The sequence below is a fragment of the Kocuria sp. CPCC 205258 genome, assembly GCF_040981005.1.
In the GTDB taxonomy this organism is placed as follows: Bacteria; Actinomycetota; Actinomycetes; order Actinomycetales; family Micrococcaceae; genus Kocuria; species Kocuria rosea.
Map to the genome: position 1 here is coordinate 595,639 of NZ_JAVKPS010000001.1, position 24,791 is coordinate 620,429.

Below are 24,791 nucleotides of genomic sequence, written 5' to 3' on the forward strand. Positions count from 1 at the left end.
GATCAGGTGTCTCTCTGCGAGGTGGTGTGCAGGGGGTGAGGTCAGGAGGCCCAGGAGGCCTGGGTGCCGCCGACGCGCTCGGCGGCCAGGCGCTGCTGGTGCCCGGAGGCGGCGTAGGCGGCCATCGGGTCCGCCGGCAGGCCGCGGGCCTCGCGCCAGTCCGCCAGGGCGGGGCGGACGTCGGTGTAGAAGGCGTCCATCAGGATCTGGTGGGCGCCGAGCACGTCGCCGGCCTCCTGGGCGGCGGTCAGGGCCACCCGGTCCAGCAGCAGGGCGCGGGCGGTCATCTCCTGGACGTTGAGCACCGAGCGGATCTGGCCGGGGATCTTCTCCTCCACGTTGTGGCACTGGTCGAGCATGAAGGCCACGCCGGAGTCCGGGTCCAGGGCCCCGCCGCGGATCACCTCGACCATGATGCGGAAGAGCTGGAACGGGTCCGCAGCGCCCACGATGAGGTCGTCGTCGGCGTAGTTGCGGGAGTTGAAGTCGAAGGAGCCGAGCTTGCCGAGCCGCAGCAGCTGCATCACGATGAACTCGATGTTGGTGCCCGGGGCGTGGTGGCCGGTGTCCAGGCAGACGAGCGCCCGCTCCCCGAGGGCGGTGACCTGGGCGCAGGCCGTCCCCCAGTCCGGGACGTCGGTGTGGTAGAACGCCGGCTCGAAGAACTTGTACTCCAGCACCAGCCGCTGCTCCGCCCCGACCTGGGCGTAGATCTCGGCCAGCGACTCCGCCAGCCGGTCCTGGCGTCCACGCAGGTCCTGCTGGCCGGCGTAGTTGGAGCCGTCGGCCAGCCAGATCTTCAGGTCCCGCGAGCCGGTCCCGTTCATGATCTCGAGGCACCGCAGGTGGTGGTCGACGGCCTTCCGGCGCACTGCGGGGTCCGAGTGGGTGAGGGAGCCGAACTTGTAGGCCTCGTCCTGGAAGGTGTTGGAGTTGATCGTGCCCAGCGCCACCCCCTGGTCGGCCGCGTACCGGGCCAGGGCCCCGTAGTCGTCCACCTGGTCCCACGGGATGTGCAGGGCGACGCTCGGGGCCAGTCCGGTGAACCGGTGCACCGTGGCGGCGTCGGCGATCTTCTCCTCGACCGTGCGCGGGGTGCCCGGGGTGGAGAAGACCTTGAACCGGGTCCCCGAGTTGCCGAACGCCCACGAGGGCAGCTCGATGGCCTGGGCGGCCAGCTGGGGCGCGATGTCGTCGAATGCAGTCATGGGTTTCACATCTTCCGTGCGGGATCGAGGACGCGACCGGGACGGCGGCGCGATGGGTTATTGAATCGTTTCATGACGATAGGCGGTGACTCCAGTCACGTCAAGACCTTGCCCAGGCTCCCAGGACCAGGCTTTCCGGGCTCACCGAAGATCCCGCCGGAGGAAACTGTGGCAGGGGTATTGAAACGACTCAAAATGTGACTACGATGGCCCGGTACTGAGAGGCAGCTCACATGCCGCGCTCGGCGGGACGCCCGGACCGCCCCGCTGAGCGTCACCGCCTCTCGTCCCCGGCCGGTCGTTCCGACGGCCCCACCACGAAGGAGTCCCGCATGGGCGCCCATCCGTCCGCCGCGACGCTGCAGGAGCTGATCGAGCTGCCCGAGGAGATCACCCGCACCCGCCGGTGCTTCCTCCTCCACGTCCGCCCCGAGAAGCTCGCCGAATACGTCGAGGTGCACCAGCAGGTCTGGCCCGCGATGCTCGCCGCCCTCCGGGAGACCGGCTGGCGAAACTACTCCCTGTTCCTGCACCCGGAGGACGGGCTGGTCGTGGGCTGCTTCGAGGCCGACGACGTCGCGGCCACCCAGGCGCTCATGGACGACCACCCGGTCAACGCGCGCTGGCAGGCCGAGATGGCCCAGTACTTCGTCGAGGGGTCGCGCCCCGAACCGCTCCTCCCGTACTTCCACCTGGCCTGAGCCGGGACCACCACCCGCACGGCACCACCGTCACCGTCACCGTCACCGTCACCGTCACCGAAGGATCACCCATGACCACCACGAAGCTCGGGGGCTGGAAGGCCACCATCGCGGTCTCCATGTCCAACTACATCGAAGCCGGGTCCATCATCGCGCTGGCCACCAGCCTGAGCCTGTGGCAGGAGTACTTCGGCTTCACGAACCTCGCCGTCGGCCTCGTGGCCGCGCTCAGCGCCAACGCCTTCGGCGCGGCCCTCGGCGCGCTGATCGGCGGGCCGCTCGGCGACCGGTACGGGCGCAAGTTCATCTACACCTACGACCTGATCCTGTACATGATCGGCACCGCCTTCGTGATCTTCGCCGTGGCGCCGTGGATGCTGGTGCTCGGCGTGGTCCTGACCGGCATCGCCGTGGGCGCCGGCGTTCCCGTGGCCTGGACCTACATCGCCGAGGAGGCGCCGTCCGAGGCCCGGGCGAAGCACGTGGGCACCGCCCAGTTCGCGTGGTCCCTGGCCCCGGCGCTGGTGTTCCTGTTCGCCACCTTCGTGGTGCCGCTGGGGCTGCTGGGCACCCGCATCGTCTTCGCCCACCTGTTCGTGGTCGCCTTCGTCACCTGGTGGGTCCGCCGGGGCCTCTCCGAGTCCCACACCTGGAAGAAGTCCGACGAGGAGCGGCGCGCCTCGGAGGCCACCGGGATCAAGCGGCGCAACTACCGCGAACTGCTCACCAACCGCACCAACCTCAAGGCGCTGCTCTTCCTCGTGGGCGTGTACGCGCTGTGGAACCTCGTCGCGGGGCAGATGGGCATCTTCATGCCGCGGGTGTACGAGACCGCCGGCGTCGAGTCGGCCACCCAGCAGAACCTGCTCCAGGTGCTGCTGTGGAGCTTCACGGTGCTGGCCACCTGGTTCGGCTTCATGCGCTACGGCGACCGGGTCGACCGGCGCCTGCTCTACGGCATCGGGGCGCTCCTGGGGATCGCCGCCTGGGTGCTGCTGGTCTTCGCCCACGTCACCATGCCGGTGCTGATCCTCTTCGCCGTGCTCTGGGGCGTGTCCGCCGGCATCGGCGCCCAGGCGTTCTACGCCCTGTGGGCCGCGGAGATGTTCGCGACCCGCTACCGTGCCAGCGCGCAGGGCGTGCTGTTCTTCGTCGCCCGCATCGTCGTGGGTCTGCTCAGCTACTGGTTCCCCACCCTGCTCGCCGAGCACGGCGTGCCCTTCGTGGGCATGATCATGATCGGGGCCCTCCTGGTCGCGCTGCTCGTCGGCGTGATCGGCGCCCCGGACACCCGCGGCAAGAGCCTGGAGCAGATCGAGGAGGACCGCTACGGGACGCCCGCCTCCCGGCCGGCCCAGCCGGTGGGCTGAGGCCGGCGCACCGCAGCGACACCACCGGGCCGCGGCCCCTCGGCGTGCCGGCCGAGGAGCCGCGGCCCGGTGCGTCGAGGGGACCGCGGCCCACCCGCGCGCCGGGCACGCCGGGCGGCCGGATCGTTAGAATCGAGGACCTGGACAGTTCCGAGGGAAAGTGACGACGTGACCCCTGCGCGACCGGCGGTGAGCATCAAGGAGGTGGCCCGGGAGGCCGGGGTGTCCATCGGCACCGTCTCCAACGTCCTCAACCGCCCCGAGGTGGTCTCCGAGGACCGCCGCCGCCGCGTGCTCCGGGTCATCGAGGACCTGGGCTACGTCCGCAACGACGTCGCGCGCCAGCTCAAGGCCGGCCGCTCGCGCACCGTGGGCCTCGTGGTGCAGGACTCGGCCAACCCCTTCTACAACGAGATCGCCCTGGGCGCGGAGACGGCCGCCGAGCGGCTGGGCCAGGCCGTGATCATTGGCAACGCGGGGCTCTCCCCCGAGCGGGAGAGCCTGTACCTGGACCTGTTCGAGGAGCAGCGGGTCCGGGGCGTGCTCGTCACCCCCCAGACCCCGGAGCGGGCCCGCGTCGACGTCCTGCGCTCCCGCGGCACCCCGGTGGTGCTGGTGGACGAGCACGCGGCTCCCAGCGAGTACTGCTCGCTGGCCGTGGACGACGTCGAGGGCGGTCGCGCGGCCGTGGCGCACCTCCTGGGCACGAGCCGCCGGCGGATCGCCTACGTGGGCGGCCCCGACTCCCTGCACCAGGTCCGCGACCGCCGAGCGGGGGCGCAGCGGGCGGTCGAGGCCGTGCCCGGTGCGTCCCTGGAGTCCTTCGGCACCACCGCCCTGACGGTGCTGGAGGGACGCCGGGTCGGCGAGCAGATCCTCGAGCTCCCCCCGGGGCGCCGCCCCGAGGCCGTGTTCGCCGCCAACGACCTGCTGGCGCTCGGGCTGCTGCAGGCCTTCGCGTTCACCCACCGCGTCCGGGTGCCCGAGGACATCGCGCTCATCGGCTATGACGACATCGACTTCGCGACCTCGGCGATCGTCCCGCTCTCCTCGATCCGCCAGCCCGCCCGGCTGATCGGGCGCACGGCCGTGGAGCTGCTGGAGGACGAGATCACCGACCCCGGCCACCACCACCGCCATGTGAGCTTCCAGCCCGAGCTCGTCGTCCGGGACTCCACCCGCCCCGCGGCCTGAGCTGCGTGGGCCCAGGAGTCACGCGGGCGCGAGCCGGCGCCGCAGCATCTCGGCTCCGTCTCCCGTCAGCCGGTCCAGCCCGGCGCGGCGCCCCGTGAGCAGGAGCAGCAGCGCGGCGGCCGGTCCCCGGATCTCGGGGCCCTCGCCCGCGGCCCAGGAGACGTCGGTGGCGACGAACCGGAAGCCCTCCAGCGGCAGGTGCCGGAACACCCGCGCCGTGCGCGTGCCCCCGGTGGACCGCACGCGCTCCGCGGCGACGGCCGCGGCCTCCGGGGGCATCTCGAGCTCGAGGCCCAGCGGCACGGCGATGTCCTGACCGTGCACCAGGATGTCGGTCAGCGTCTCGAGGCTCGTCACACCCACGTTGTGCCGCCGGGAGCCCACCGTGGCGCGGATTCCCGCGACCAGGCGGTCCGCCGGACGGCGGGCGCGGTCACGGGCGGACTCGAGGATGACGTGGTTGAGACCGCCCGGGTGCCGCAGCGCGGACAGCAGCGCGGCGCCGAGGCCCAGCTGCTGCAGCGTCAGGTGGGCGGCGACGTCCCGCACCGTCCATCCCTCGCACAGCGACGGGTGGTCCCACTGCTCCCCGGAGAGCCCGGCGAGCAGGTCCGCCGTGCGCCGGCGCTGAAGATCGATCACGGCCCAGACGTCGTCGTCACCCATCGGGCCGGTCGTGCTGTTCTTCCGGACCGTGCTCATGGTCCTGCCTCCTCACCCGCGGACGGGGCCGCCACCGGGCCCCTCGTGTCCTCCGGGTGACCCGATTATAGTTCGTTCATAAGACTATTTCGAGGGGCGGGCATGACAGGACAGCTCAACATCGGGGTGCTCATGTTCATCGCGCACCGCTCGGCGGAGAAGCGGATCGTGGAGGCGGTGCGCCGGGCCGGCTACACGGACCTCACCGTGCCGCAGGCGCGCATCCTGGCGCGGATCGGCCCGGACGGGACCCGCCTGTCCGAGCTGGCCGAGCAGGCGCAGGTGGCCAAGCAGACGGCCACGGTACTGGTGGACCGGCTCGAGCGCGCGGGCTACGTGGAGCGCACGGTCGACCCCCGCGACGCCCGGGCGCGGCTGGTGCGGATCGCGGGCCGGGGAATGGAGCTCGTGCCGATCGCCCGCGCGGAGGAGGCCCGGATCGAGGCGGAGTGGAGTGCGCACCTGGGCAAACGGAGGATGCGCCAGCTGCGCGAGGCGCTCACAGCACTGCGCGAGATCACCGACCCGCACGCGGGGCCGGAGGCGCAGGGGTGAGGCTCAGGCCTCCTTGGGGATGATGATCCACAGGGCGATGTAGACCAGCTCCCCCACGCCCACCAGGCCGAAGACGATGAAGCCCAGCCGCAGGAGGAACTTCGGCAGTCCGAAGCGGGCCGCCAGGGCCGCGCAGACGCCGGCGATGAGCTTGCCGTTGCGGGGGCGGACCAGAGAAGTGTTCATGCCCGGATCCTACCAACGCGCCCCGGGACACGCCCGGGGGCGGGACCGTCCGGTCCGGGCGGAGCGGACGGCCCCGGCCGGCGTCAGAGGTCGACGACGCCCTTGTCGCCCTTGATCGTGTCGCCGGTGACCTTGGACTTCACGAGGTTGGCCACCTGGGTGACCTTGCCGCCGCCGGGGGTGTCCCAGTACTCGGCGGAGCGGCCGGTGACCTCGATGAGGATGTTGTTCGGGTTCTCCGGCCCGCCCTCGAGCCAGGAGCCGGTGAAGCTGTCCCACAGCTCCTTGAGCTTGGCCTCGTCGTTGAGCACCAGCGCCGTCCCGGTCAGCGAGACCCAGGCGCCGTCCCCGGCGTAGGCGACGTTCACGGCCGGCCGCTGCTGCAGGTCCTGGACCTGGTCCGAGGTGCGCTCGGCGATGAAGTACACGGTGCCGTCGAAGTCCACGTCCTGCGTGGCCATCGGCTTGGAGATCAGGTTCCCGTGCTCGTCCGCGTGGGTAAGCATGGCGATCCGGGTGTCCTTGATGAGCTGGCGCACCTTGGCGGTGCCGTTGTCCTGGTCGGTCATGGGGAGGTCCCTTCTTCGGTGGACTGCTGACGGTGTTCGACTGCTGAACTGCGGTCCGCGGCGCGGAGGGCCAGTCTACGAACCCGGGGCGCGTCGCACGAGGGCCGGGCGGGCGAACCGCCCCGGCCAGGCCGCGGGGAGGACCGCCACGGCGACCCTCCCTAACGGCCCTCCGGCGCCTCGGCGGCGGCCGGGACCACCGCGTTGCGCGCGGTGGAGACCGGCAGGTTCACGGGGCACGCCATCTGACCGGCGAGGCGGTGGACCACGGCGAACGCGCTCAGGGCGAGCGCCAGCACCCCCAGCCACGGCTGGACGGGCGCGAACCACGTCAGCGCCCCGGTGGAGCCGAGGGCCAGCAGCGCGAGCTTGTTGCAGACCGGGCAGCCCACGGCGAACCAGGCGGCGAACGCGCCGACCGCGCCCAGCCGGGCGCTGCGGCGCTCGCCGGACTCGACGGCCCAGGCCACGGTGGCCGCGGCGACGTCGTCGTCCCCGGGAAGGGGGGTGCCGCCGGCCACGGGGGACACGTAGGAGGCCACGAGGACACCGGTGAGCGCCGAGGTGGCGATCCAGACGGGGTAGTTCCACCACACGGGCGGGAGCTCGCGGCTGAAGAAGCCGTTGGGGATGAGCACGGTGGCGAGCCCCAGGACCAGGGCGGTGGCGAGCCCCGCGAGCACCGCGACGCCCCACTGGCGCGGAACCCACAGTCGGAGGGCCTGGGTGGCGGGGCGGAGGCGCTGCGTCATGGGCGGGGTGCCTTTCGGTGGGACGGGGTGGTGCCCCCACTGTGTCGTGGATCGCGGTCCCGCACCAGCGCGGGGACCAGCCGCACCAGCACCACCATCCCCACCAGCTCGACCAGGGTCTGGGTGACGACGACGAACGGCGTCAGCGCGAGCCGCTCCGGCAGCGCCAGGGCCAGGGGGAGCACCACGAGGGAGTTGCGGGTGACCCCGCCGAAGACCAGGGCTCGGGAGACCGGCACGTCCAGACGGGCGAGGCGGGCGGCCAGGATCCCGATCGGGACCATGAGCACCAGGAAGCCGGCGTAGAGCGGCACGACCGCCGCGAGGTCGGCCAGCTGCTCCCCCACCCCGCGCACCTGCGAGGCGATCACGGTGAACAGGGTCAGCGCCATGAGCGGCACCATCGCCGCGCCCGTCGCGGACTCCAGCCGCCGGGCCGCGGCGGAGCGGGACGCCGCCCGCTGCACGGCCGCCGCCGCGGCCAGGGGCAGCAGGATCAGGAGCACGAACGCCTCCACGAAGGGGCCCAGCTCCACCAGGGCCACCGCCTCCGGGCCGGCGAGGAGCAGCAGGTAGGCGGGCAGGAGCAGCATCTGCGCGAGCATCAGCAGCGGGGCGGCCGCCAGCAGCCGGTCGGCGGCGCCCCCGGCGAGACCGGTGAAGACGATGACGTAGTCCACACAGGGGGCCAGCAGCACGAGCAGCACGCCCAGCAGCAGGGCCTCGTGCCCGGCGACCGGCCGGGACAGCCCGAGGACCACGACCGGGACGACCAGGAAGTTCACCACCAGCAGCGCCGCGAGGAAGCGGAGATCCGCGAAGGCCCGGCCCAGTGCGGCGAACGGGACGGCCAGGAACGTGGCGAACAGCAGCAGCCCCAGGACCGGGGTGATGGCAGGGGCGAGCGCCGGCGCGCCGGGCACCGTCCAACCCACGAGGACCGCGGCCGCGATGGCCACCAGGTACACGGCCACCTGGTGGCGCTCGGCCCGTGCGACGGCTGTCGGTGCGTTCACCCGCCCAGCCTAGGGGCAGACCCTCCGGGGGGGGTGCCGGCGGTCGTCGCCGGTCCCCACCCCGATAGCCTGGTGGCATGCAAACGCACACGGCCCGCACGGAGGCCGCCCGGGTCGATGCCCTGCACGCCCTGAAGATCCTGGACACCCCCCGGGAGGAGCGCTACGACCGTGTGGTGCGCATCGCCCAGGACGTCTTCGGGGTGAAGGCCGCGGCCGTGAACCTCATCGACGCCGACCGGCAGTTCACCAAGGCCGAGGCGGGACTGGACGGGCTCGTCCACGCCACCCGCGCCGACTCGCTGTGCGCGCGCACGGTCGACCGGGACGCCCCGCTGATCGTCGCCGACGCGATGACCGAGCAGTGCTTCGCCGGCAGCTCGTTCGTCACCGGGGACGACCCGGTGCGCTTCTACGCCGGCCACCCGCTGCACGCCCCCGGCGGTGAGCCGGTCGGGTCCCTGTGCCTGGTCGACAGCGTCCCGCGCGAGCTGGACGAGCGGGAGCGGCGCATCCTCGCGGAGATGGCCGGGTGGGTGGAGCGCGAGCTCGCGGCCCAGATGGAGCTGGACCGGGCCGAACAGATCCAGCAGATGCTCATGCCCCGCACCGGGCTGGTCACCCCCGTGGTCGAGGCCGCCGGCCGGTGCCTGCCGGCGCGGTCCATCGGCGGGGACTTCTACGACTGGATGGTCCTGGGCGACGAGGTGCAGGCGATGGTCACCGACGTGATGGGCAAGGGCATCCCCGCGGCCCTGCTGTCCGCCTCCGCGCGCGCCGTGCTGCGCGGGACGTTCCAGTACAACCCCCCTGCGGAGGCCATGAAGCGCGCGGCCGGGGCGCTGACCCCGCTGCTGGAGGAGGCGGGGGCGTTCATCACCGCCTTCATCGCCCGGGTGCACACCGGGACCGGGGAGATGAGCTACATCGACGCCGGCCACGGCCTGGCGCTGATCCTGTCCCCGGACGGTGCCCACCGCCGGCTGATCTCCTCGGGCCCGCCCCTGGGGGTCGTGGCCGAGTGGATCTGGGACGTGCACACCACCACGCTGCCGCCCGGACAGACCCTGCTGGTGGTCTCCGACGGCTACCTGGACTTCTTCGACGACCTCGAGGCGGCCGTCGCGACCGCCGCAGCCCTCAACACGCTGGCCGGCACCGCCGAAGAGCTCGTGATGCTGTGCAGCGACTACGCCGGCACCTCCGGCGCCGATGACGACACGACGGTCCTCGCGCTCCGGCGCACCGCCTGAGCACCCACCGGCCGCTGCGCCCGGTCCGAGGGCTCACCCCACGTGCCGGCAGGCGGGCTCGCTCGTGTAGGTGAGGACCACCTCGTCGTCCTCGGGGCGTTCCCGGGAGGAGCGGTGGCTGACGGCGGCCAGCACCGCGGTGATGACCGCCTCGTCGTCCTCGGGGCGTTCCCGCTCGGAACTCCGGCGGCCGGGGGGTCGCCCGGCGCTTCCGGCCGGTGCGGCGCCGGGCCGGGTCTGCTCCCGGGGCAGGACCTGGAACCCTCGGACGCCGGTCCCGATCGTCTGCGGTGCCGGCGGTGTCGATCCGGAGTGGATGCTGGTCGTGGTGGTCATCGCGCTTCCCTACTTCGTCGTAGTGGTGTGCTCGGTGGTGTCGTGCCGTGCCCGGTCGGTGTCCGCCCCCGCGGGGCGTGACGCTTCCGGTGGAGTGCCCCGCTCCCCGGACCCCCTGGACCGTCGCGGGGCCTGCGGATCCCGGCTGCCCGATGGAACCGGGCGCGCCGGTGGACGCCGAGGAGTCCGGGAGTCGCAGACGGCGCGCTGGTGGGGGATTCGCCTCTGCCCGCAGGTGGACCCGAGACTAGCGACCCGGACCACGGACCGGAACCGCCCGGCGAAATATGTCGACGCATCGGGGCGCGCGAAGCACGGGAGCGCGACGGGCGACCCGGGAGGACCGGTCAGGGGTTCCCGTCCGTCACCGGCCGGTGAGCCCGGTGAACCGGGCGAGAACCGACTCGGGCGCCCCGGTGGCGTCCACGACGGTCCAGTGCAGAGCACCGGCGAACTCCAGGTAGGCCGCCCGGGCCGCGCGGAGGTACTCCAACGACTCGTGGTCCTGCCCGCGGGCGAGGATCCGCGCACGGGCGGTCTCGGCCGGGACGTCGAGAACCACCACCACGGCCCCGCGCAGCGCCCTGACCGCCAGCCGCGGCAGGACCCGGCCCGGCGGCAGACCCCGGACCTGCCGCAGCACCGACTGGCACACCAGGTGGCGATCGATCACCACCAGGCCGTCCCGGTGTGCGGCGCGCACCTGGGAGACCAGGACGTTGGCGGTGCGCACCACGATCTCGAACCGGTCCGCCCACCGCAGCGGCACCTCCACCCCCCACCGCGCCGAGGCGCGTGCCAGCCAGCGGCGGCCGGACCGGTTGCGCAGCACGACCGCCTCCCGCCCCGCCTCTTCCTCCGCCGCCACCAGTGCCGCGGCGGTGGTCGTCTTCCCCGCCCCGTCGACGCCCAGCAGCACCACGGTCCGGGCCCGGCGAGCCGGCAGGGCCCCGGGCCGCCGCCCTCTGCGGACCGCAGCGGGACGGCCCCGGAACCCCGTCATCGGGCTGCTCCCGGTGCTGCTGGACAAGACACGGCGCACGGCCTTCCTGACCGTCGGAGGCTTCGTGGACGTCCCGCGGCGCGGCACGGGGACAGAAGCCTGGAGGTCCCCATCCAACCAGTCCCGGGAACCGGTGGGCTGATCGGTGCCCGCGTGGGGACAGCGTCCGCCGCCGCGCGGGCATCGTGGGGTGGACGCAGCGGGCTTCGGGGGTCGCCGGGGAGCGGCCCTCACGCTGACGTGGAGTCGCCCTTCGACAGCGTTCGCAGGAGGGGCTGGACACGGTAGGGGATCTGCTCGCTCAGGGCCAGGGACGTTTCGGCGCGGAGGACTCCCCGGATCCGCAGGATCGAACGCAGGACGGCGTGCAGATCACGGGTCTCCCGCGCCGCCACCCGGCACCAGACGTCCCCGCGCCCCGAGATCTCGTGCACCTCCAGGACGTTGTCGATGCCGCGCAGGGCGGTGACGACGGCGTCGAGCTCCCGGTGGGTGACCTCGAGGGTGAGGAACGCCAGGACGTCGAAGCCCACGGAGGCCAGGTCGACGTCTCGACCACCGGAGCGCAGCACCTCCCGGCGCTCGAGCCGGCGCATCCGCGAGACCACGGTGTTGCGGGCGACCCCGAGTGCGGCCGCCACCTCCCCGATCTGCGCCCGGGGGTACCGCAGGAGGTGCAGCAGCAGCCCGATGTCGAGGGCATCCAGTGTGGTCACGGTGGTCTCCCTGTCAGTCGTCCGCCCCCAACTTTTGATCACCGTGATCAGTTCCGCAAGCATCTCAGTGGTGCCGGATGCAGTCTCCGGCAGACTGCGTGAGCACACTGCGCCGGACACCCACGGCACAGCCCGCAATCGCCGATCCCACCGGAAGGCCCGCGATGACCGTGTTCAACGAGCTGACCATGCGCTCCGGCGCCGGCGACGCAGGCCGGGGGTGGAACGCGGGGTCGCGCTCCCGCCTGGTGCTGACCATGTCCACGACGGCGCTGCTGCTGGTGGGAGCCAACCTGGCGACCCCGCTGTACCCCGCGCTGCAGGAGCGCCTGGGGCTCGGCCCCTTCGCGGTGACGGTGGCGTTCTCCTCCTACGTCCTGGCCCTCATCGCCGGGCTCGTCCTCTACGGGCACTGGTCGGACCACATCGGGCGGCGCACTGCCCTGGTGCTCTCGGTCCTCGTAGGACTGGCCGGTGAGATCGTCTTCGCGACCGCCGGGGGTCTCGCCGGTCTCGTGACCGGTCGGGTCCTGCAGGGCGCAGCCGTCGCGATGGTGACCGGAGCCAGCAGCGCGGCGCTCCGGGAGCTCCTGCCCCACCGCCCGGAGTGGGCCGGCCGCTTCACCCTCCTGGCGTCGGCGGGCGGAGTGGCGGCAGGCCCCCTGCTGGGCGGGGCCCTGGGGCAGCTGCCCCACCCGACGACGACTCCCTTCGCCGTCCACTGCACCATGCTGATCGCCGTCCTGGTGCCGCTGTGGACGCTGCACGCCCGGCCGGCCATCGCCCCGGCCCCGGGATCAGCGGCCTTCAAGGCCCTGCGGCCGCGCCGTCTCTGCCTGCCGCCCGGGGTCCGCACGCGGTTCCAGCAGGCGGCCGCGGTCGGTTTCCTCAGCTTTGCGCTCTTCGGCTTCAGTCTCTCGCTGGCTCCGGGCTACTTCGCGCGAACGCTCGGGGTGAGCTCCCCGGCCGGGATCGGGGCGCTGGCGGCCCTCGTGCTCATCGGATCCGCCGCGGCGCAGCTGGTGGGACGCCCCCGCGTCCGGGCCCTGCCCGGGGCGCTGGTGGGGATGGCCCTGGGCACGGCGCTGATCGGGGTGGCGGGCGCGCTGGCCAGCCTGCCGCTGCTGCTCCTCGCCGCCCTGTTCGCCGGGGCGGCCCAGGGCGTCGCGTTCCGCACGGCGTTCAACGAGCTGTCCGTGGCCGTTCCGGCCGCCGACAACGCCCGGGTGGTCAGCGCGGTCTACATCGTGACCTATCTGGGCAGCGCCGTGCCGGTCCTGGGCCTCGGGGTCCTGGCCGGCGCCGTGGGCGTCCCCTCCTCCGTCCACTGGTTCGCGGGCACCCTGGCGGGCGCATGCCTGCTGCTGGCGGGAATCGTCCGGCTCCGGGCCGGACGCGGGCCGCGGCGCGGACAGCAGGCCTGACCGGTCGGGGCACGAGGGACAGCACGCGCGGGACCGCCGTCAGGCGATGAGCACCGGCGGCGGCCACAGGCGGCTCTTTCCCCGGGCGCGCCGAGCAGTCATCATCGTGGGACGACGGAGTCGCCGAGCGCGAAGGAGCACCAGCCATGTCACGGGCCCGCGTCCACAACTTCTCCATCTCCCTCGACGGCTTCGGCACCGGTGCAGGCCTGAGCCAGGACGCCCCCTTCGGGCACGCCGGACAGAGGCTGCACGAATGGATGATCGCCACCCGGTGGTGGGATCCCGGTGGCAGCGGCGGCGTGGACGACGCCTTCGCCCAGCTGCACGGCGCGGGGATCGGCGCCGAGATCATGGGGGCGGGGAAGTTCGGTCCTCCCGGGTGGCACGAGGACGCCGGGTGGGAGGGCTGGTGGGGCCCCAACCCGCCGTTCCACACGCCTGTCTTCGTCCTCACCCATTCCCCGCGCCCCTCGATCGAGATGGAGGGCGGCACCGTGTTCCACTTCATCGACGCCTCGCCCGCAGAGGCGCTCGAGACGGCGCGCACGGCCGCCGACGGCCAGGATGTGCGCATCGGCGGGGGCCCCACCACGGTCCGCGACTTCCTGGCGGCCGGGCTCGTCGACCACCTGCACGTGGTGGTGGCCCCGATCCTGCTGGGCCGCGGCGTGCGCCTGTGGGAGGGACTCGAGGGCCTGGAGGCGGACTACCGGGTCGAGGCCACCTCCTCGCCCCGTGGAGTCACCCACGTGACCTTCACCCGGACGAGCGCCTGAACCGGGGTCGCGAAGGCTGAGGCGAAGGTGGATCGCAGGTGATCCCGGAGGCGAGCTGCCGCCCGGATGAGGGCAGGCCGTGCGCAGCCTCGCCCTGCCCGCACGCACGCACACCGCGACCGTCCGCTCGTTGGCATCAGCACTGACCGTGATCCAGGATGAGGGATGACCACGAACCCACCCCTCCCCCGGACACGCGTCGCCGGCGGGACCATGATGGCGGTCGTCACCACCGGTGTCGGCGGCTACGACCGTCTCGTGCTCTCCCGAGTGCCCATCCCCGAGCCGGGCGAGGGTGAGGTGCTGGTTCGCGTCCTGGCGGCCGGCATGAACAACACCGAGATCAACACCAGGCTCGGCTGGTACTCGTCGTCGGTGACGGCAGGAACGAACGATGTGTCCGAGGACGTCGTCGGAGACGCCTCGACGAGACCGGACGGCGGCTGGAACGCGGCAACCCCGTTCCCGCTGATCCAGGGCGCGGACTGCTGCGGGCAGGTCGTGGCCGTCGGTCGTGGGGGCGACGAGTCCGCCCTCGGGGCACGGGTGCTGATCCGCGCCTGCATGCGCACCAAGGATTTCTCCTCCTGGGACACGACCTGGCTGGGCTCCGATCTCGACGGAGCCTTCGCCCAGTTCGTCGTCGTCCCGGCGCACGAGGTCTTCCCGGTGGACTGCGACTGGAGCGACGCGGAGCTGGCAACCATCCCGTGCGCCTACGGGACGGCGGAGAACATGGTCCGCCGCGCCGGCATCAGCACAGGGGCACGGGTCCTGGTGACCGGCGCCTCCGGCGGCGTCGGATCGGCCGTGGTTCAGCTCGCCAAGCGGCGCGGCGCCCACGTCGTCGGCATGGCCGGTGACGCCAAACGGGACCAGGTCCGCGCCCTCGGCGCCGACGAGGTCATCGGGCGGGACGACCCGCGGGACGTGCTGGGTGCGGACAGCGTCGACGTCGTGGTCGACAACGTCGCCGGGCCCGGCTTCCCGGCGGTGTTGGGCCTCCTCCGGAGGGGCGGGACGTACGTCTCCTCCGGAGCCATCGGCGGCCCCCTCGTCGAACTCGACATGCGCGCCCTCTACCTGAAGGACCTCACCCTGATCGGGTGCACGGCGTGGGACGAAGAGGTGTTCCCCGACGTCGTCTCCTACATCGAGCGCGGAGAGATCCGGCCTCTCCTGGCGAGAATCTTCCCGCTCGAGCAGATCGCGGCCGCCCAGCGGGAGTTCCTCGAGAAGACGCACGTCGGCAAGTTCGCCCTGATCCCGCCCGACCCCGCCCCCTGAACCACCGCTGCCGGACACCACACACTCTGGGAGGACCATGCCGATCCCCGACCGACACTGCACCACACCCGTCACCGACGAGCTCCTCCACGGCGTCCTGGAGCTGGAGCGCACGGACGACGGAGTGATCCCGCACCGCCTCCCCGCGTGGGCCAGAAACCAGGCCCGCGACCCGCAGCTGGCCATGGCCGAGTCCCAGCCCTCGGGCGCGCGGCTGCTCTTCGCGACCGAGGCGAGCCGCATCGAGCTCCGCGGGCGCGCCACACGCGTCCGGTACGAGGGCGCACCACCGCGCCCGGCCGGCGTCTTCGACCTGCTGGTCGACGGCCGGCGCACCCAGCAGGCCGGCCTCGAGGCCGCGACCGTGGTGAGCATCGACATGACCACCGGCGACCGGCAGATCACGCAGGCCGGGATCGGCGGCGTCGTCTTCGACGATCTGCCCCGGGGCCCCAAGACGGTCGAACTCTGGCTGCCGCACAACGAGACCGTGGAACTGGCCGAGCTCCGCTCCGACGCCCCCCTCCGGCCGGTGCAGGACCCGCGCCCGAGGTGGGTGCACCACGGCAGTTCGATCAGCCACGGCTCGAACGCGGTGCATCCCACCGGCACCTGGCCGGCGGTCGCCGCGAGGCGGGCCGACCTCAATCTGCTCAACCTCGGCTTCGGGGGCAGCGCGCTGCTCGACCCGTTCACCGCACGCACCATCCGGGACACCCCGGCCGAGCTGATCAGCGTCAAGCTGGGCATCAACCTGGTCAACCTCGATCTGATGCGGCTGCGGGCCTTCGGCCCGGCGGTGCACGGCTTCCTCGACACGATCCGCGACGGCCACCTCCACACCCCGCTGCTGGTGATCTCCCCCCTCCTGTGCCCGATCCACGAACACACCCCGGGACCCGGCGCCTTCGACCCGGACGCCCTCGCCCGGGGTGAGCTGCGGTTCCGGGCGACCGGCGACCCCGGCGAGGTCGCCGCCGGCAAGCTCACCCTGACGGTCATCCGTGCCGAACTGGCACGGATCGTGACGGAGCGGGCGCACGACGATCCGCACCTGTTCCACCTCGACGGACGCGAGCTCTACGGGGAGTCCGACGCCCGGGAGCTCCCCCTGCCCGACGCCCTCCACCCCGACGCGACCACGCACCTGCGGATCGGCGAGCGCTTCGCCGAGTTCGTGCTCGGCCACGGCTCGCTGCCGGCCGGCGAAGGGGCGTGACATCTTCGGCGGTTGGGTAACGATCCGGGGCAGGTCGGCCGGCCGGCCCGGAGGGCCGTCCTACGCTGGGGGCACCGCCTGTCCCACGCGTTCACCGGGGCCGGTGCGTGATCCGGGGCCGTGGACCGGCCCGTCATCTCATCGATTCCACGCCCCGTACGTGCTGTCGGATGTGCCTTCGCGGTGGAGTGCGGCGCAGGGGTCGACATCGTCGCCCATGACGACTGCGCCAGAAGCACTGTTCTCCGGATGCAGGCCCTCCCCGGAAGCGGCCTGCGCCGATCGAGAAGGAAACGAAGATGTCCGCACCTGCACGATCCACGCGCCGCACGTTCGCCGCCGCCACGGCGGCGGCGCTCCTCCTCGGGACCGGCGGGGCAGCCGCCGGGCCGCCCTCCCCGGCCGGGCCGGCGGCCACTCCGGCCGCCGCGGCGGCACCGTCGGCTCCGGCCACGGACCCCGAGGCCTGTGTCACCGATGTCGACGACGTCGTGGCCCGAGAGCCCTCCGCGCAGATGTCCGGGCCGCTGCCCGAGGAACGGGCGACGACGTTGGACGCCGCCGCTCGGGCCTCGTTCGCGCAGGCCTCCACCCCCGGTGCGGTGGTGGGGGTCTCCTCCCCGGAGGGCACCTGGACGGCCGCCTACGGGGTGGCCGACCCGGCCACCGGGGAGCCCATGGAGGTGGGGGTGCACACCCGCGTCGGATCGGTCACCAAGCCCTTCACCGCCACCCTGGTCCTGCAGCTGGCCGAGGAGGGTGAGCTCTCCCTGGAGGACCCCATCGCCGACTACGTCGACGGCATCCCCAACGGCGAGCAGATCACCCTGCGCCGGCTGGCGGACATGACCAGCGGGGTGGCCAGCTACACCCGCAGCACCCAGTTCACGGACCGCTTCTTCGCGGATCCGCAGCAGGTCTTCACCCCGGAGGAGCTGGTCGCCGTCGGCGTCTCGGAATCCCCCCTGTTCGCCCCCGGTGCGCAGTTCGACTACTCCAACACCAACTACATCCTGCTGGGCCTCGTCGTCGAACAGGTCACCGGCCAGCCGGTCGGGGAGGTCCTGGAGGAGCAGATCTTCGACCCGCTGGGACTCGACGAGACCGTCTGGCCCGGTGACTCCACCGAGATGCCGGAACCCTACGCGCAGGGCTTCACGCTCCAGGGCGACACCGCGACGCCGGAGGCGCCGGCCGACGCCACGCACTGGAACCCCAGCTGGGGAGCCACCGCCGGGGCCCTGATCTCGGACGTGGACGACCTGCTGGCCTACGGCCGGGCCCTGGGCACCGGGCACGGACTGCTGGAGCCGGAGGCCCAGCGAGAGCGCCTCACCTCGTTCCAGCCCCCCGAGTCCGGCTACGGGCTGGGCTTCGGGTGCATCGACGGCTGGGTCGGGCACACCGGGACGCAGCCCGGGTACAACACCACCGTCTACTACGACACCACCACCGACACCACCGTGGTCGTGCAGGCCACCAGCGACATCCCCTCCGGGGACTGCCCGGAGTCCCCGGTGCTGGCCGACGACCCCAGGACCCTACCGTGCGCCACCCCGGCCACACGGATCTTCGCCGAGGTCTCCACCGCCCTGGGCCACACCTTCACGCCCAACCCGGAACGCTGATCACCCGCTCCACCGAATCGGGCGGACATCGATGATGGGCAGGTCCCCGTCCGTCTCGATGGCGTCCCCGCCTCCGTTGCGGGCGTGATAGCCGGTGGAGTACTGCTCGACGACGTGGCCCGTGGCGCCGACGGCCTGCAGGGACGAGACGACAAGATCACGCTCGCGGTCGGTGTCCGCGGCGATCTTGTGCGTGATCTGGAGGGTGAACAGGGACAGTCCCACGCGCCGGTCGAAAGTGGCCGCCCCGATGAGGTCGACGGCGTACCCGCCGGGGAGCCTCCACCCCGGCGGGCAGATCCAGAACCGGACGTGGTGGCGCTGGGCCGGGCTGCCCGCCACCTCCCGCTCGAACGCCAGGGACTGCCGGGACCCGAAGGCGAACAGGGGGCTGACGGGCGCCGCCGGGTAGCTCCGGCGGAGCAGGGACGCCCGCACGATGCGCCAGCCGGTGCCGAGGGTCAGCGGATCCGCGGCGGTCCAGCCGGCCCCGACCATCGCGGCGGACAGCTGCGCGGGGGTGCCGACCACCGCCAGGTTGACCGGGTCCCCCAGCAGGCCGTCGGAGGTGCGGGCCCGTCCGATGAAGTAGCTGGGGACGTAGATGCCGGTGAGCAGACGGTTCAACCGCGGCAGGAGCACATAGGCCGACAGCACCCAGAGGGGCAGGAACAACCAGGGCAGACGCCCGTCGTCGTCGATCTCCTCGAGGACGAGGTGGTAGACGCCCCAGCCGGCCAGCACGCTGGTGACGAGGAAGCCGAACCGGTGCGCCCACAGCACCACGGTGGCCCGTCGGGCACCGTCCCTGGGTTGCGGGCTCCGCTCGTCGCTGTCGGGGTGCCCACGTCCTGCATCCATCTCGTGCTCCCCGCCCCGTCTCCCGCACCGGACGTCCGCGGCGCCGGTCGTGGTGCTCCCAGGCTAAGGGGTGCTGCGGACGTTCCGGAGCCTGCACCTAGCGGGATTCCCCTCCGGCCTCTCGGAGGGCGAAGCTCCGCCGGTAGGCGGACGGCGTGGTCGCGTAGGCCGAGACGAAGTTCTGCCGGAGGGTGACCGCGCTGCCGAAGCCGCAGGCCAGCGCGATGCGGTCGACACCCCAGCGCGTGGTCTCGAGCAGGCTGCGGGCCTCGTCGAGGCGTCGCGCGAGGACCCAGCGGGCGGGGGTGGTGCCGGTGGTGTCGCGGAAGCGGCGCACCAGGGTCCGGCGGCTCATCCGGGCGTGGGCGGCGAGCTCGTCGATGGACAGGGGCTCGTGCAGCCGGGCCATCGCCCAGTCCAGTGTGGCGGCCAGGGGATCCCCGCTGTCGGGCCGGGCGACCGGACGCTGGATGTACTGCGCCTGGCCGCCTTCCCGGTGCGGGGCCACGACCAGGCTGCGGGCGACCCGGTTGGCGGCCGCGGCACCCAGGTGCTTGCGGACCAGGTGCAGGCAGGCGTCCAGGGAGGAGGCCGTGCCGGCGGAGGTCATGACGTCGTCGTGGTCGATGTAGAGCACCGAGTCCTCGACAGCCAGCTCCGGGTGACGGGACGCGAGTTCGTCCATCCCCTCCCAGTGGGTCACGGCGGGCCGCCCGCCCAGCAGACCGGCCTCGGCGACGGCGAAGGCCCCCATGCACAGACCCACCACACCGGACCCATGCGCATGGGCGCGGGTGAGCACGGCGCGCAGCGGCTCGTCGACGGCCACCGGCGGATAGGGCCAGGAGGGGATCACCACCAGGTCGGCGTCCTCGGCAGCCTCTGGCCCGGCGAGACGGCCCAGCGAGTAGCCCTCCGCCGTCGTGACCATGTCCGTGCCCGTGCTCCACAGCACCGTGTCCCAGCCCTCGGCCAGGCCCAGCCGGGTGACCTCGCCGAACACCAGCTGCGGCACGGCCAGGTGGAACATCGTCACACCGTCGAACGCATGGATCGCGATCCGCACCAGACCTCGTTCCTCCCCCCGGGGCCGCTGCGCAGCAAGAATGGCCCGATCTCATCGTCATTATGCCCGCGGGCCAGTCGCGGTGGAACCCGGTCGGATCCGAACATGGACTGCAGGCCATGCACCACCGCTGGCCCACCGCTTTCTTCAGAGGAGATCCCGTGACCATTCCCCGCCGCGCCCTGATCGTCGTCGACGCCCAGATGGAGTACTTCGACGGCCCCATGTCCATCCAGTACCCGCCCCGCGAGGAGTCGCTCGCCAACATCAGCCGCGTCCTCGAGGTCGCCGCCGAGCAGGACATGCCGGTCGTCATGGTCCAGCACGAGACGGACGAGGGCGCACCCATCTTCGCGCCCGGCTCGGCGGGATATCCGCTCCACCCTGATCTCGAGCAGCTCGACGACCGGCAGTGGAAGCAGGTCGTGAAGGGGTACGGCAGCGTCTTCGCCGGCACCGACGTGGCCGAGTGGCTGCGCGAGCGCGACGTCGACACGATCACGGTGGTCGGCTACATGACCAACAACTGCGACCTGGCGACGGCGGTCGAGGCCGAGGGGCTCGGCTTCGCCGCCGAGATCCTCTCCGACGCCACCGGCGCGATCCACCTCGCCAACGAGGCCGGTCAGGTCTCGGCCGAGGATCTGCACCGCACCCTGATGGTGCTGCTGCAGTCGAACTTCGCCGCGGTCACCACCACGGACGCCTGGATCGGGGCGGTCGCCGGCGGCGAGTCGCCGGTCCGCAGCAACCTCGTGGCCTCGGCGATGAACGGAGCGGAAGCGTTCACCAGCGGTTCCTAGACCACCGGCCTTCAGGCTGCCGGTGGGCCGGAGCTCGGGCTCCGCCCTGCCGGTGGTCAGACGGTGGGCATCGGGGTGACGGTGAGCAGCCGGGTGATGCGGTGCGCAGCGTCCTGCATGGTGCGGGCGAGGGCGTCGAGATCGAGCTGGGGAACCCGGAAGCGGGCCACGGTGGCGGTGATGGACCCGGCGACGGCACCGTCGATGAAGTAGGGGGCGCTGAGGCCGTAGGCGTCGGGAATCCGCTCACCGTCCGCCGTGGCCCAGCCGCGGTCGCGGATGGCCCGCAGGTCCTCGAGCAGCGCATGCCGGTCGACGGGCGTGCGGTCGGTGAGAGGCTCCAGCTCGAGCTGCGCGAGGGCCTCGGGCGGGCAGTGGGCGAGGATGGCCTTGCCGGCGGCCCCGGCGTGGAGGGGGATGGTCACCCCGGAGGCCAGCCCGTAGTGCAGGGGCTGGACGCCGTTGATGACGGTGGTCATCTCGGCGGCGCCGGTGACGGGGTCCAGCTGGGCCAGTCCGATGGTCTCCCCGGTGGTCTCGGCCACCTCGCGCAGGATGTGACCGGTCAGGGCGCCGATGTCACGGGTGGGACCCAGCCGGGCCGCCCAGTGCAGCAGGCGCGGGCCCGGGTGCAGGGTGGTTCCGTCGGTGAGGGCCAGCCCGGTGGAGGTGGCAGTGGCGACCAGGCGGTGGGTGGTGGCGATGTTGGCCCCGATCGCGCGCGCCAGGGACTGTCCGGGGCGGACGCCGGCGGGTTCGGCCACCAGCACGGCCAGCAGCCGGGTCATCCGCTCCAGGGCGGTGCCCCCCGCAGGGTGGATGGCCTCCGAGGGAAGGTCCACCGGCACCGGCGGAGTGGGGCACTGGTCTTCGATAGTGCGGGCGGCCGCCTGGGCCAGCGGGCCGAAGCGGTCGAGGTCCGCGTCGTCGGCGAGGTAGCGCGGTTTGGTGATCGAGACCGATCCGGTGAGCCCCAGGCAGGAGAAGGCGGCGGCGGCCCCGGCCGCCAGGGGGAACTGCTGACCCACACTGATGACATGGCCGGTGCGGCGGTCGTGCTCGAGCATCCGCGCCAGTTCGGTCCGGTCGGTGACGGTCTCGGGCGTGCGGGCCTCCAGCGACTCGGACCCTAGGGCCTCCATGCCGATACGGCCCAGGATGGCGCGCCCGGTGGCCCCGGCATGCAGCGGCAGCACCGTGCCCGGCTCCAGGGAGTAGGCCACGGGACCGGGGTGGCGCCGACGGGCGATGACCACGGCCTGCGGGCGCGGGGCGTCGTGGACGGCGACGATGACGGTGGCCTCCGACTGCTCCGCCAGCTGATCCAGGACGGCACCGGTGCGGGCCAGCATCGGATGGCGGTCGTGCAGGGCGGCCGAGAGCACCCGCAGGCGCGGGCCGACCCGGTAGGCCCCGCTGCTGGTGGGCAGGGCGAACTCCTGCTCCACCAGTCCCAGCAGGATGCGGTTGACGGTGCTGCGGCTGGCCCCCAGCTCCTCGGCCAGCTCACGCACCCCGGCCGCCTGCTCACGGGCCACCAGGGCATGGAGCACCTCGACGATCCGGTCGTTGCTGGATGCCGTGGTCTCGCTCACGCCTGCCCTCCGCCTGCTCGTTCTGTCGGCACGCTCCCGCCCAGAACCGGAGCCGCGCCCACCACGCTACCGCCCGGCCCCCCTGCGCCGGAGCCGCACGACGTCGACAGGCACGGAGCGCCGGCGTTGTGGCCCTTGACACAGCCACGTGCCCCGACTCACACTGTATCGATATTTCAGGACAGTGTCCCATTTTTTAGGAGTCCACATGGCAACCACTAAGCAGCTGACCGCCCCCGCGGTGGATCCGCAGCGGCAGCGCAAGGCGAAGAAGGCCACCGGGGTCGCGGCCTTCGGCACCTTCATCGAGTACTACGACTTCAGCGTCTTCGGCTACGTGGCCGCGACCATCGCCGTGGTGTTCTTCCCCAGCGACGACCCGGTGGCGGGGCTGCTCAACACGTTCCTGATCTTCGGCACTGCGTTCATCGTCCGCCCGCTGGGGGCGATCTTCTTCGGCTGGATCGGGGACCGGATGGGCCGCCGGACCAGCCTGGTGGGCTCCATCCTGCTGATGAGTGCGGCCGCCGGTTTCATCGCGGCACTGCCCACCTACGCCCAGATCGGCATCTGGGCCCCGATCCTGCTCGGTGTGCTGCGGATGCTCCAGGGCTTCTCCGCCGGCGGGGAGATCGGCGGGGCGGCCAGCTACATCCGCGAATGGGCCCCGATCGAGCGGCGCAACCTCTACATCTCCTTCATCCCCAGCATCGCCGTCCTCGGCAAGGGGGCCGCGGCCGGCTTGGCCGCCCTGGCAGCCACCCTGGTGCCGGCCGAGGCGATGGAGTCCTGGGGCTGGCGGATCCCGTTCATGATTGCCGTGCCCCTGGGCATCCTGTGCCTGATCATGCGCCTGAAGATCGAGGACAGCCCCGAATTCACCGCCAGTGCCGCCACCGCCAAGGAGACCACCGGGTCCCCCTTCGGCCGGCTGATCGGTGAGCACCGCAAGCCGCTGACCAAGGTCTTCTTCATCTCCCTGGTGCAGAACATGGGCACCTACATCGGCACCGTCTACGTGGCCGTCTACTTCAGCACCGTGCTGGGCTACACCAAGGCCGAGGCCTCCTACATCGTGCTCATCGCCGTGGTGGCCGCAGCCTTCCTGATTCCTCTTGCCGGCCAGCTGGGCAACCGCATCGGCGCCAAGCGCGTGCTGGTGAGCTCCTACGTCTTCTACATCGCGGTCACGATCCCCTCCTTCATGCTCATGAACAACGGCTCGGTGGCCCTGGCCATGGTCGGGCTGCTGATCGGGATGGTGCCCTACGCCCTGTGCCAGGCCGGCACCTACGCCTCGATGCCCGAGTTCTTCCCCGTCGAGGTCCGCCACACCGGGGTGGCCTTCGGCCACAGCGTCGGGGCCGTGATCGGCGGCGCCGGAGGCCCGTACTTCGCCACCTGGATGATCGACGCCACCGGCAACACCCTGGTGCCGGCCTACATGCTCGTGGTCTTCGGGGTGATGGGCCTGGCCGTGGTGCTGGGCGCGGTGCGCACCAACACCACCACCTCCACCGCCTCCCACCTCTACCGCTGACCCGCGGCCGAACCCACCACCGAGGAACCCATGACGACCGTCTACGTCTCCGACCCCATCCACGCCGACGTGCTGGCCGAGCTCACCACCCTGGGACGAGTGCACCTGGGCTACGGCGAGACCGCCGTGGACTACACCGACGTCAGCCACGAGGTCGAGGCCGTGCTGCTGCGGGCCGAACGCTTCGACGCCGCCAAGATCGCCGCCTCCCCGCGGCTGCGCATCATCGCCCGCCACGGGGTGGGCAGCGACAACGTCGACATCGTCGCCGCCACCGCCGCCGGAGTGTGGGTGACCACCACCCCGGGCTCCAACAGCCGGGCCGTGGCCGAGCACGTCTTCGCCCTGCTGCTCTCCCTGGCCCGCCGAACCCCCGAGGGGGCCACCGGCACCGCCGCCGGGGCCTGGGCCGAGCTCAAGCCGCACCTCAACGGCTTCGAACTCCACGGCCGCACCCTGGGTCTGCTGGGCTTCGGCAACATCGCCCGCATGGTCGCGGGCATCGCCCACGGCTTCGGCATGGACGTCCTGGCCCACGACCCGTACGTGGACGACGACGCCGTCTCCGCCGCCGGTGCCCGACCCGCCACCGCCGACGAGGTGATCGCCGGGGCAGACGTGCTCAGCCTCCACCTGCCGCTCACCACCGGAACCCGCCACCTCGTCGACGCGGCCGCCCTGGCGTCGATGAAGCCGGGGGCGGTGCTGATCAACACCGCCCGCGGCGGGCTGGTCGACGAGGCCGCCCTGGCCCAGGCCCTGATCGACGGCCACCTGGCCGGGGCCGGTCTGGACGTGCTGGAGGGCGAGTCCGTGGACATGAAGAACCCGCAGCCGCACTCCGGCATCGACGTGGCCCGGGTGCCGAACCTCCTCGTCACCCCGCACGTGGCCGGTCAGACCGCCGAGGCGTTCCTGGCCGCCGGCACCGACGCCCTCGCCGCGATCCGGCACGCCCTGGCCGGGGACCGCCCGGCCACCGCGATCAACGACGTCGCAGCTCCCACCTACAGCTGATCCCGCCCGAG

General features: G+C 72.5%; 25 protein-coding genes. 13 read left to right on the forward strand and 12 right to left on the reverse strand.

Features of this window, described 5'->3' with window-relative positions; genetic code table 11:
- Positions 1 to 41: 41 nt before the first annotated feature.
- Positions 42 to 1,208, reverse strand: a complete 1,167-nt coding sequence (gene rhaI / locus RF644_RS02760; RefSeq protein WP_368795270.1) for an L-rhamnose isomerase — start codon at positions 1,206 to 1,208, stop codon at positions 42 to 44.
- 332 nt (positions 1,209 to 1,540) lie between these two features.
- On the opposite strand from rhaI, the gene RF644_RS02765 reads away from it, so the two are divergent.
- The 3 genes from RF644_RS02765 (at position 1,541) to RF644_RS02775 (ending at position 4,473) form a co-directional block, all read left to right on the forward strand.
- Positions 1,541 to 1,909 carry an L-rhamnose mutarotase gene (locus RF644_RS02765; RefSeq protein ID WP_368795271.1) on the forward strand — a complete coding sequence of 123 codons (369 nt, stop codon included), beginning with the start codon at positions 1,541 to 1,543 and terminating at the stop codon, positions 1,907 to 1,909.
- 71 nt (positions 1,910 to 1,980) lie between these two features.
- The gene (locus tag RF644_RS02770) at positions 1,981 to 3,279 is read left to right on the forward strand and encodes an MFS transporter (protein ID WP_017834026.1); all 1,299 of its coding nucleotides are present in this window, start codon (positions 1,981 to 1,983) and stop codon (positions 3,277 to 3,279) included.
- A 168-nt stretch (positions 3,280 to 3,447) separates the two neighbouring features.
- On the forward strand, positions 3,448 to 4,473 hold the full coding sequence (locus tag RF644_RS02775) for a LacI family DNA-binding transcriptional regulator (RefSeq protein ID WP_229587110.1): 1,026 nt from the start codon (positions 3,448 to 3,450) through the stop codon (positions 4,471 to 4,473).
- Between the two features lie 18 nt (positions 4,474 to 4,491).
- On the opposite strand, the gene RF644_RS02780 is transcribed toward RF644_RS02775, so the two are convergent.
- Complete coding sequence (locus tag RF644_RS02780; RefSeq protein WP_368795272.1) at positions 4,492 to 5,175, reverse strand: maleylpyruvate isomerase family mycothiol-dependent enzyme; 684 nt, start codon at positions 5,173 to 5,175, stop codon at positions 4,492 to 4,494.
- Positions 5,176 to 5,277: 102 nt separating this feature from the next.
- On the opposite strand from RF644_RS02780, the gene RF644_RS02785 reads away from it, so the two are divergent.
- Positions 5,278 to 5,730, forward strand: coding sequence for a MarR family winged helix-turn-helix transcriptional regulator (locus tag RF644_RS02785; RefSeq protein WP_368795273.1), 453 nt, complete (start codon positions 5,278 to 5,280; stop codon positions 5,728 to 5,730).
- A gap of 3 nt (positions 5,731 to 5,733) precedes the next feature.
- On the opposite strand, the gene RF644_RS02790 is transcribed toward RF644_RS02785, so the two are convergent.
- The 4 genes from RF644_RS02790 to RF644_RS02805 all read right to left on the reverse strand — a co-directional run bounded on the left by RF644_RS02790 (position 5,734) and on the right by RF644_RS02805 (position 8,253).
- Positions 5,734 to 5,916, reverse strand: a complete 183-nt coding sequence (locus RF644_RS02790) for a PspC domain-containing protein (protein ID WP_017834030.1) — start codon at positions 5,914 to 5,916, stop codon at positions 5,734 to 5,736.
- An 83-nt stretch (positions 5,917 to 5,999) separates the two neighbouring features.
- The gene (locus tag RF644_RS02795; RefSeq protein WP_017834031.1) at positions 6,000 to 6,485 is read right to left on the reverse strand and encodes a pyridoxamine 5'-phosphate oxidase family protein; all 486 of its coding nucleotides are present in this window, start codon (positions 6,483 to 6,485) and stop codon (positions 6,000 to 6,002) included.
- A 161-nt stretch (positions 6,486 to 6,646) separates the two neighbouring features.
- Positions 6,647 to 7,237: a hypothetical protein gene (locus RF644_RS02800; protein ID WP_368795274.1), complete on the reverse strand. Its 591-nt coding sequence runs from the start codon at positions 7,235 to 7,237 to the stop codon at positions 6,647 to 6,649.
- Positions 7,234 to 8,253, reverse strand: a complete 1,020-nt coding sequence (locus RF644_RS02805) for a bile acid:sodium symporter (RefSeq protein ID WP_368795275.1) — start codon at positions 8,251 to 8,253, stop codon at positions 7,234 to 7,236. Before RF644_RS02805 ends, RF644_RS02800 begins: the two co-directional genes overlap by 4 nt.
- A 77-nt stretch (positions 8,254 to 8,330) precedes the next feature.
- Between RF644_RS02805 and RF644_RS02810 the strand changes: the two genes are divergently transcribed.
- Positions 8,331 to 9,506 carry a PP2C family protein-serine/threonine phosphatase gene (locus RF644_RS02810; protein ID WP_368795276.1) on the forward strand — a complete coding sequence of 392 codons (1,176 nt, stop codon included), beginning with the start codon at positions 8,331 to 8,333 and terminating at the stop codon, positions 9,504 to 9,506.
- 33 nt (positions 9,507 to 9,539) lie between these two features.
- Here the strand turns inward: RF644_RS02810 and RF644_RS02815 are convergent, their stop codons facing one another.
- The 3 genes from RF644_RS02815 to RF644_RS02825 form a co-directional block, all read right to left on the reverse strand.
- Positions 9,540 to 9,842 (reverse strand): hypothetical protein, encoded by a 303-nt coding sequence (locus RF644_RS02815; RefSeq protein ID WP_368795277.1) that lies wholly within the window; start codon positions 9,840 to 9,842, stop codon positions 9,540 to 9,542.
- Between the two features lie 364 nt (positions 9,843 to 10,206).
- Positions 10,207 to 10,845, reverse strand: coding sequence for an AAA family ATPase (locus RF644_RS02820; protein ID WP_368795279.1), 639 nt, complete (start codon positions 10,843 to 10,845; stop codon positions 10,207 to 10,209).
- A 230-nt stretch (positions 10,846 to 11,075) separates the two neighbouring features.
- Positions 11,076 to 11,561, reverse strand: a complete 486-nt coding sequence (locus tag RF644_RS02825; protein ID WP_336649507.1) for an Lrp/AsnC family transcriptional regulator — start codon at positions 11,559 to 11,561, stop codon at positions 11,076 to 11,078.
- Positions 11,562 to 11,725: 164 nt separating this feature from the next.
- Between RF644_RS02825 and RF644_RS02830 the strand changes: the two genes are divergently transcribed.
- The 5 genes from RF644_RS02830 (at position 11,726) to RF644_RS02850 (ending at position 17,898) form a co-directional block, all read left to right on the forward strand.
- On the forward strand, positions 11,726 to 12,985 hold the full coding sequence (locus tag RF644_RS02830) for an MFS transporter (RefSeq protein WP_368795280.1): 1,260 nt from the start codon (positions 11,726 to 11,728) through the stop codon (positions 12,983 to 12,985).
- Between the two features lie 146 nt (positions 12,986 to 13,131).
- The gene (locus RF644_RS02835) at positions 13,132 to 13,764 is read left to right on the forward strand and encodes a dihydrofolate reductase family protein (RefSeq protein WP_368795281.1); all 633 of its coding nucleotides are present in this window, start codon (positions 13,132 to 13,134) and stop codon (positions 13,762 to 13,764) included.
- Between the two features lie 165 nt (positions 13,765 to 13,929).
- On the forward strand, positions 13,930 to 15,051 hold the full coding sequence (locus RF644_RS02840) for a zinc-binding dehydrogenase (RefSeq protein ID WP_368795282.1): 1,122 nt from the start codon (positions 13,930 to 13,932) through the stop codon (positions 15,049 to 15,051).
- Between the two features lie 37 nt (positions 15,052 to 15,088).
- A complete protein-coding gene (locus tag RF644_RS02845; protein ID WP_368795284.1) occupies positions 15,089 to 16,270 on the forward strand; it encodes an SGNH/GDSL hydrolase family protein in 1,182 nt (393 codons plus the stop codon).
- Positions 16,271 to 16,569: 299 nt separating this feature from the next.
- Complete coding sequence (locus tag RF644_RS02850) at positions 16,570 to 17,898, forward strand: serine hydrolase domain-containing protein (RefSeq protein WP_368795285.1); 1,329 nt, start codon at positions 16,570 to 16,572, stop codon at positions 17,896 to 17,898.
- Here the strand turns inward: RF644_RS02850 and RF644_RS02855 are convergent, their stop codons facing one another.
- Together RF644_RS02855 and RF644_RS02860 are read right to left on the reverse strand one after the other, a co-directional pair.
- Complete coding sequence (locus tag RF644_RS02855) at positions 17,899 to 18,759, reverse strand: LssY C-terminal domain-containing protein (RefSeq protein WP_368795286.1); 861 nt, start codon at positions 18,757 to 18,759, stop codon at positions 17,899 to 17,901. It lies immediately after the preceding gene.
- Between the two features lie 97 nt (positions 18,760 to 18,856).
- Complete coding sequence (locus RF644_RS02860) at positions 18,857 to 19,825, reverse strand: GlxA family transcriptional regulator (RefSeq protein WP_144836373.1); 969 nt, start codon at positions 19,823 to 19,825, stop codon at positions 18,857 to 18,859.
- Positions 19,826 to 19,986: 161 nt separating this feature from the next.
- On the opposite strand from RF644_RS02860, the gene RF644_RS02865 reads away from it, so the two are divergent.
- On the forward strand, positions 19,987 to 20,628 hold the full coding sequence (locus RF644_RS02865; protein ID WP_368795287.1) for an isochorismatase family protein: 642 nt from the start codon (positions 19,987 to 19,989) through the stop codon (positions 20,626 to 20,628).
- Between the two features lie 56 nt (positions 20,629 to 20,684).
- Here the strand turns inward: RF644_RS02865 and RF644_RS02870 are convergent, their stop codons facing one another.
- A complete protein-coding gene (locus RF644_RS02870; RefSeq protein ID WP_368795288.1) occupies positions 20,685 to 22,223 on the reverse strand; it encodes an IclR family transcriptional regulator in 1,539 nt (512 codons plus the stop codon).
- Positions 22,224 to 22,431: 208 nt separating this feature from the next.
- Here RF644_RS02870 and RF644_RS02875 point away from each other — a divergent pair, with 208 nt between their 5' ends.
- Positions 22,432 to 23,763: an MFS transporter gene (locus RF644_RS02875; RefSeq protein ID WP_368795289.1), complete on the forward strand. Its 1,332-nt coding sequence runs from the start codon at positions 22,432 to 22,434 to the stop codon at positions 23,761 to 23,763.
- Positions 23,764 to 23,793: 30 nt separating this feature from the next.
- The gene (locus tag RF644_RS02880; RefSeq protein WP_368795290.1) at positions 23,794 to 24,780 is read left to right on the forward strand and encodes a hydroxyacid dehydrogenase; all 987 of its coding nucleotides are present in this window, start codon (positions 23,794 to 23,796) and stop codon (positions 24,778 to 24,780) included.
- Positions 24,781 to 24,791: the final 11 nt, after the last annotated feature.

Coding starts and splice junctions, on each gene's coding strand:
- rhaI (WP_368795270.1), bottom strand. CDS start 1,208: ATGACTGCATTCGACGACATCGCGCCCCAGCTGGCCGCCCAGGCCATC.
- RF644_RS02765 (WP_368795271.1), top strand. CDS start 1,541: ATGGGCGCCCATCCGTCCGCCGCGACGCTGCAGGAGCTGATCGAGCTG.
- RF644_RS02770 (WP_017834026.1), top strand. CDS start 1,981: ATGACCACCACGAAGCTCGGGGGCTGGAAGGCCACCATCGCGGTCTCC.
- RF644_RS02780 (WP_368795272.1), bottom strand. CDS start 5,175: ATGAGCACGGTCCGGAAGAACAGCACGACCGGCCCGATGGGTGACGAC.
- RF644_RS02785 (WP_368795273.1), top strand. CDS start 5,278: ATGACAGGACAGCTCAACATCGGGGTGCTCATGTTCATCGCGCACCGC.
- RF644_RS02790 (WP_017834030.1), bottom strand. CDS start 5,916: ATGAACACTTCTCTGGTCCGCCCCCGCAACGGCAAGCTCATCGCCGGC.
- RF644_RS02795 (WP_017834031.1), bottom strand. CDS start 6,485: ATGACCGACCAGGACAACGGCACCGCCAAGGTGCGCCAGCTCATCAAG.
- RF644_RS02800 (WP_368795274.1), bottom strand. CDS start 7,237: ATGACGCAGCGCCTCCGCCCCGCCACCCAGGCCCTCCGACTGTGGGTT.
- RF644_RS02810 (WP_368795276.1), top strand. CDS start 8,331: ATGCAAACGCACACGGCCCGCACGGAGGCCGCCCGGGTCGATGCCCTG.
- RF644_RS02815 (WP_368795277.1), bottom strand. CDS start 9,842: ATGACCACCACGACCAGCATCCACTCCGGATCGACACCGCCGGCACCG.
- RF644_RS02820 (WP_368795279.1), bottom strand. CDS start 10,845: ATGACGGGGTTCCGGGGCCGTCCCGCTGCGGTCCGCAGAGGGCGGCGG.
- RF644_RS02830 (WP_368795280.1), top strand. CDS start 11,726: ATGACCGTGTTCAACGAGCTGACCATGCGCTCCGGCGCCGGCGACGCA.
- RF644_RS02835 (WP_368795281.1), top strand. CDS start 13,132: ATGTCACGGGCCCGCGTCCACAACTTCTCCATCTCCCTCGACGGCTTC.
- RF644_RS02840 (WP_368795282.1), top strand. CDS start 13,930: ATGACCACGAACCCACCCCTCCCCCGGACACGCGTCGCCGGCGGGACC.
- RF644_RS02845 (WP_368795284.1), top strand. CDS start 15,089: ATGCCGATCCCCGACCGACACTGCACCACACCCGTCACCGACGAGCTC.
- RF644_RS02850 (WP_368795285.1), top strand. CDS start 16,570: ATGTCCGCACCTGCACGATCCACGCGCCGCACGTTCGCCGCCGCCACG.
- RF644_RS02855 (WP_368795286.1), bottom strand. CDS start 18,759: ATGGATGCAGGACGTGGGCACCCCGACAGCGACGAGCGGAGCCCGCAA.
- RF644_RS02875 (WP_368795289.1), top strand. CDS start 22,432: ATGGCAACCACTAAGCAGCTGACCGCCCCCGCGGTGGATCCGCAGCGG.
- RF644_RS02880 (WP_368795290.1), top strand. CDS start 23,794: ATGACGACCGTCTACGTCTCCGACCCCATCCACGCCGACGTGCTGGCC.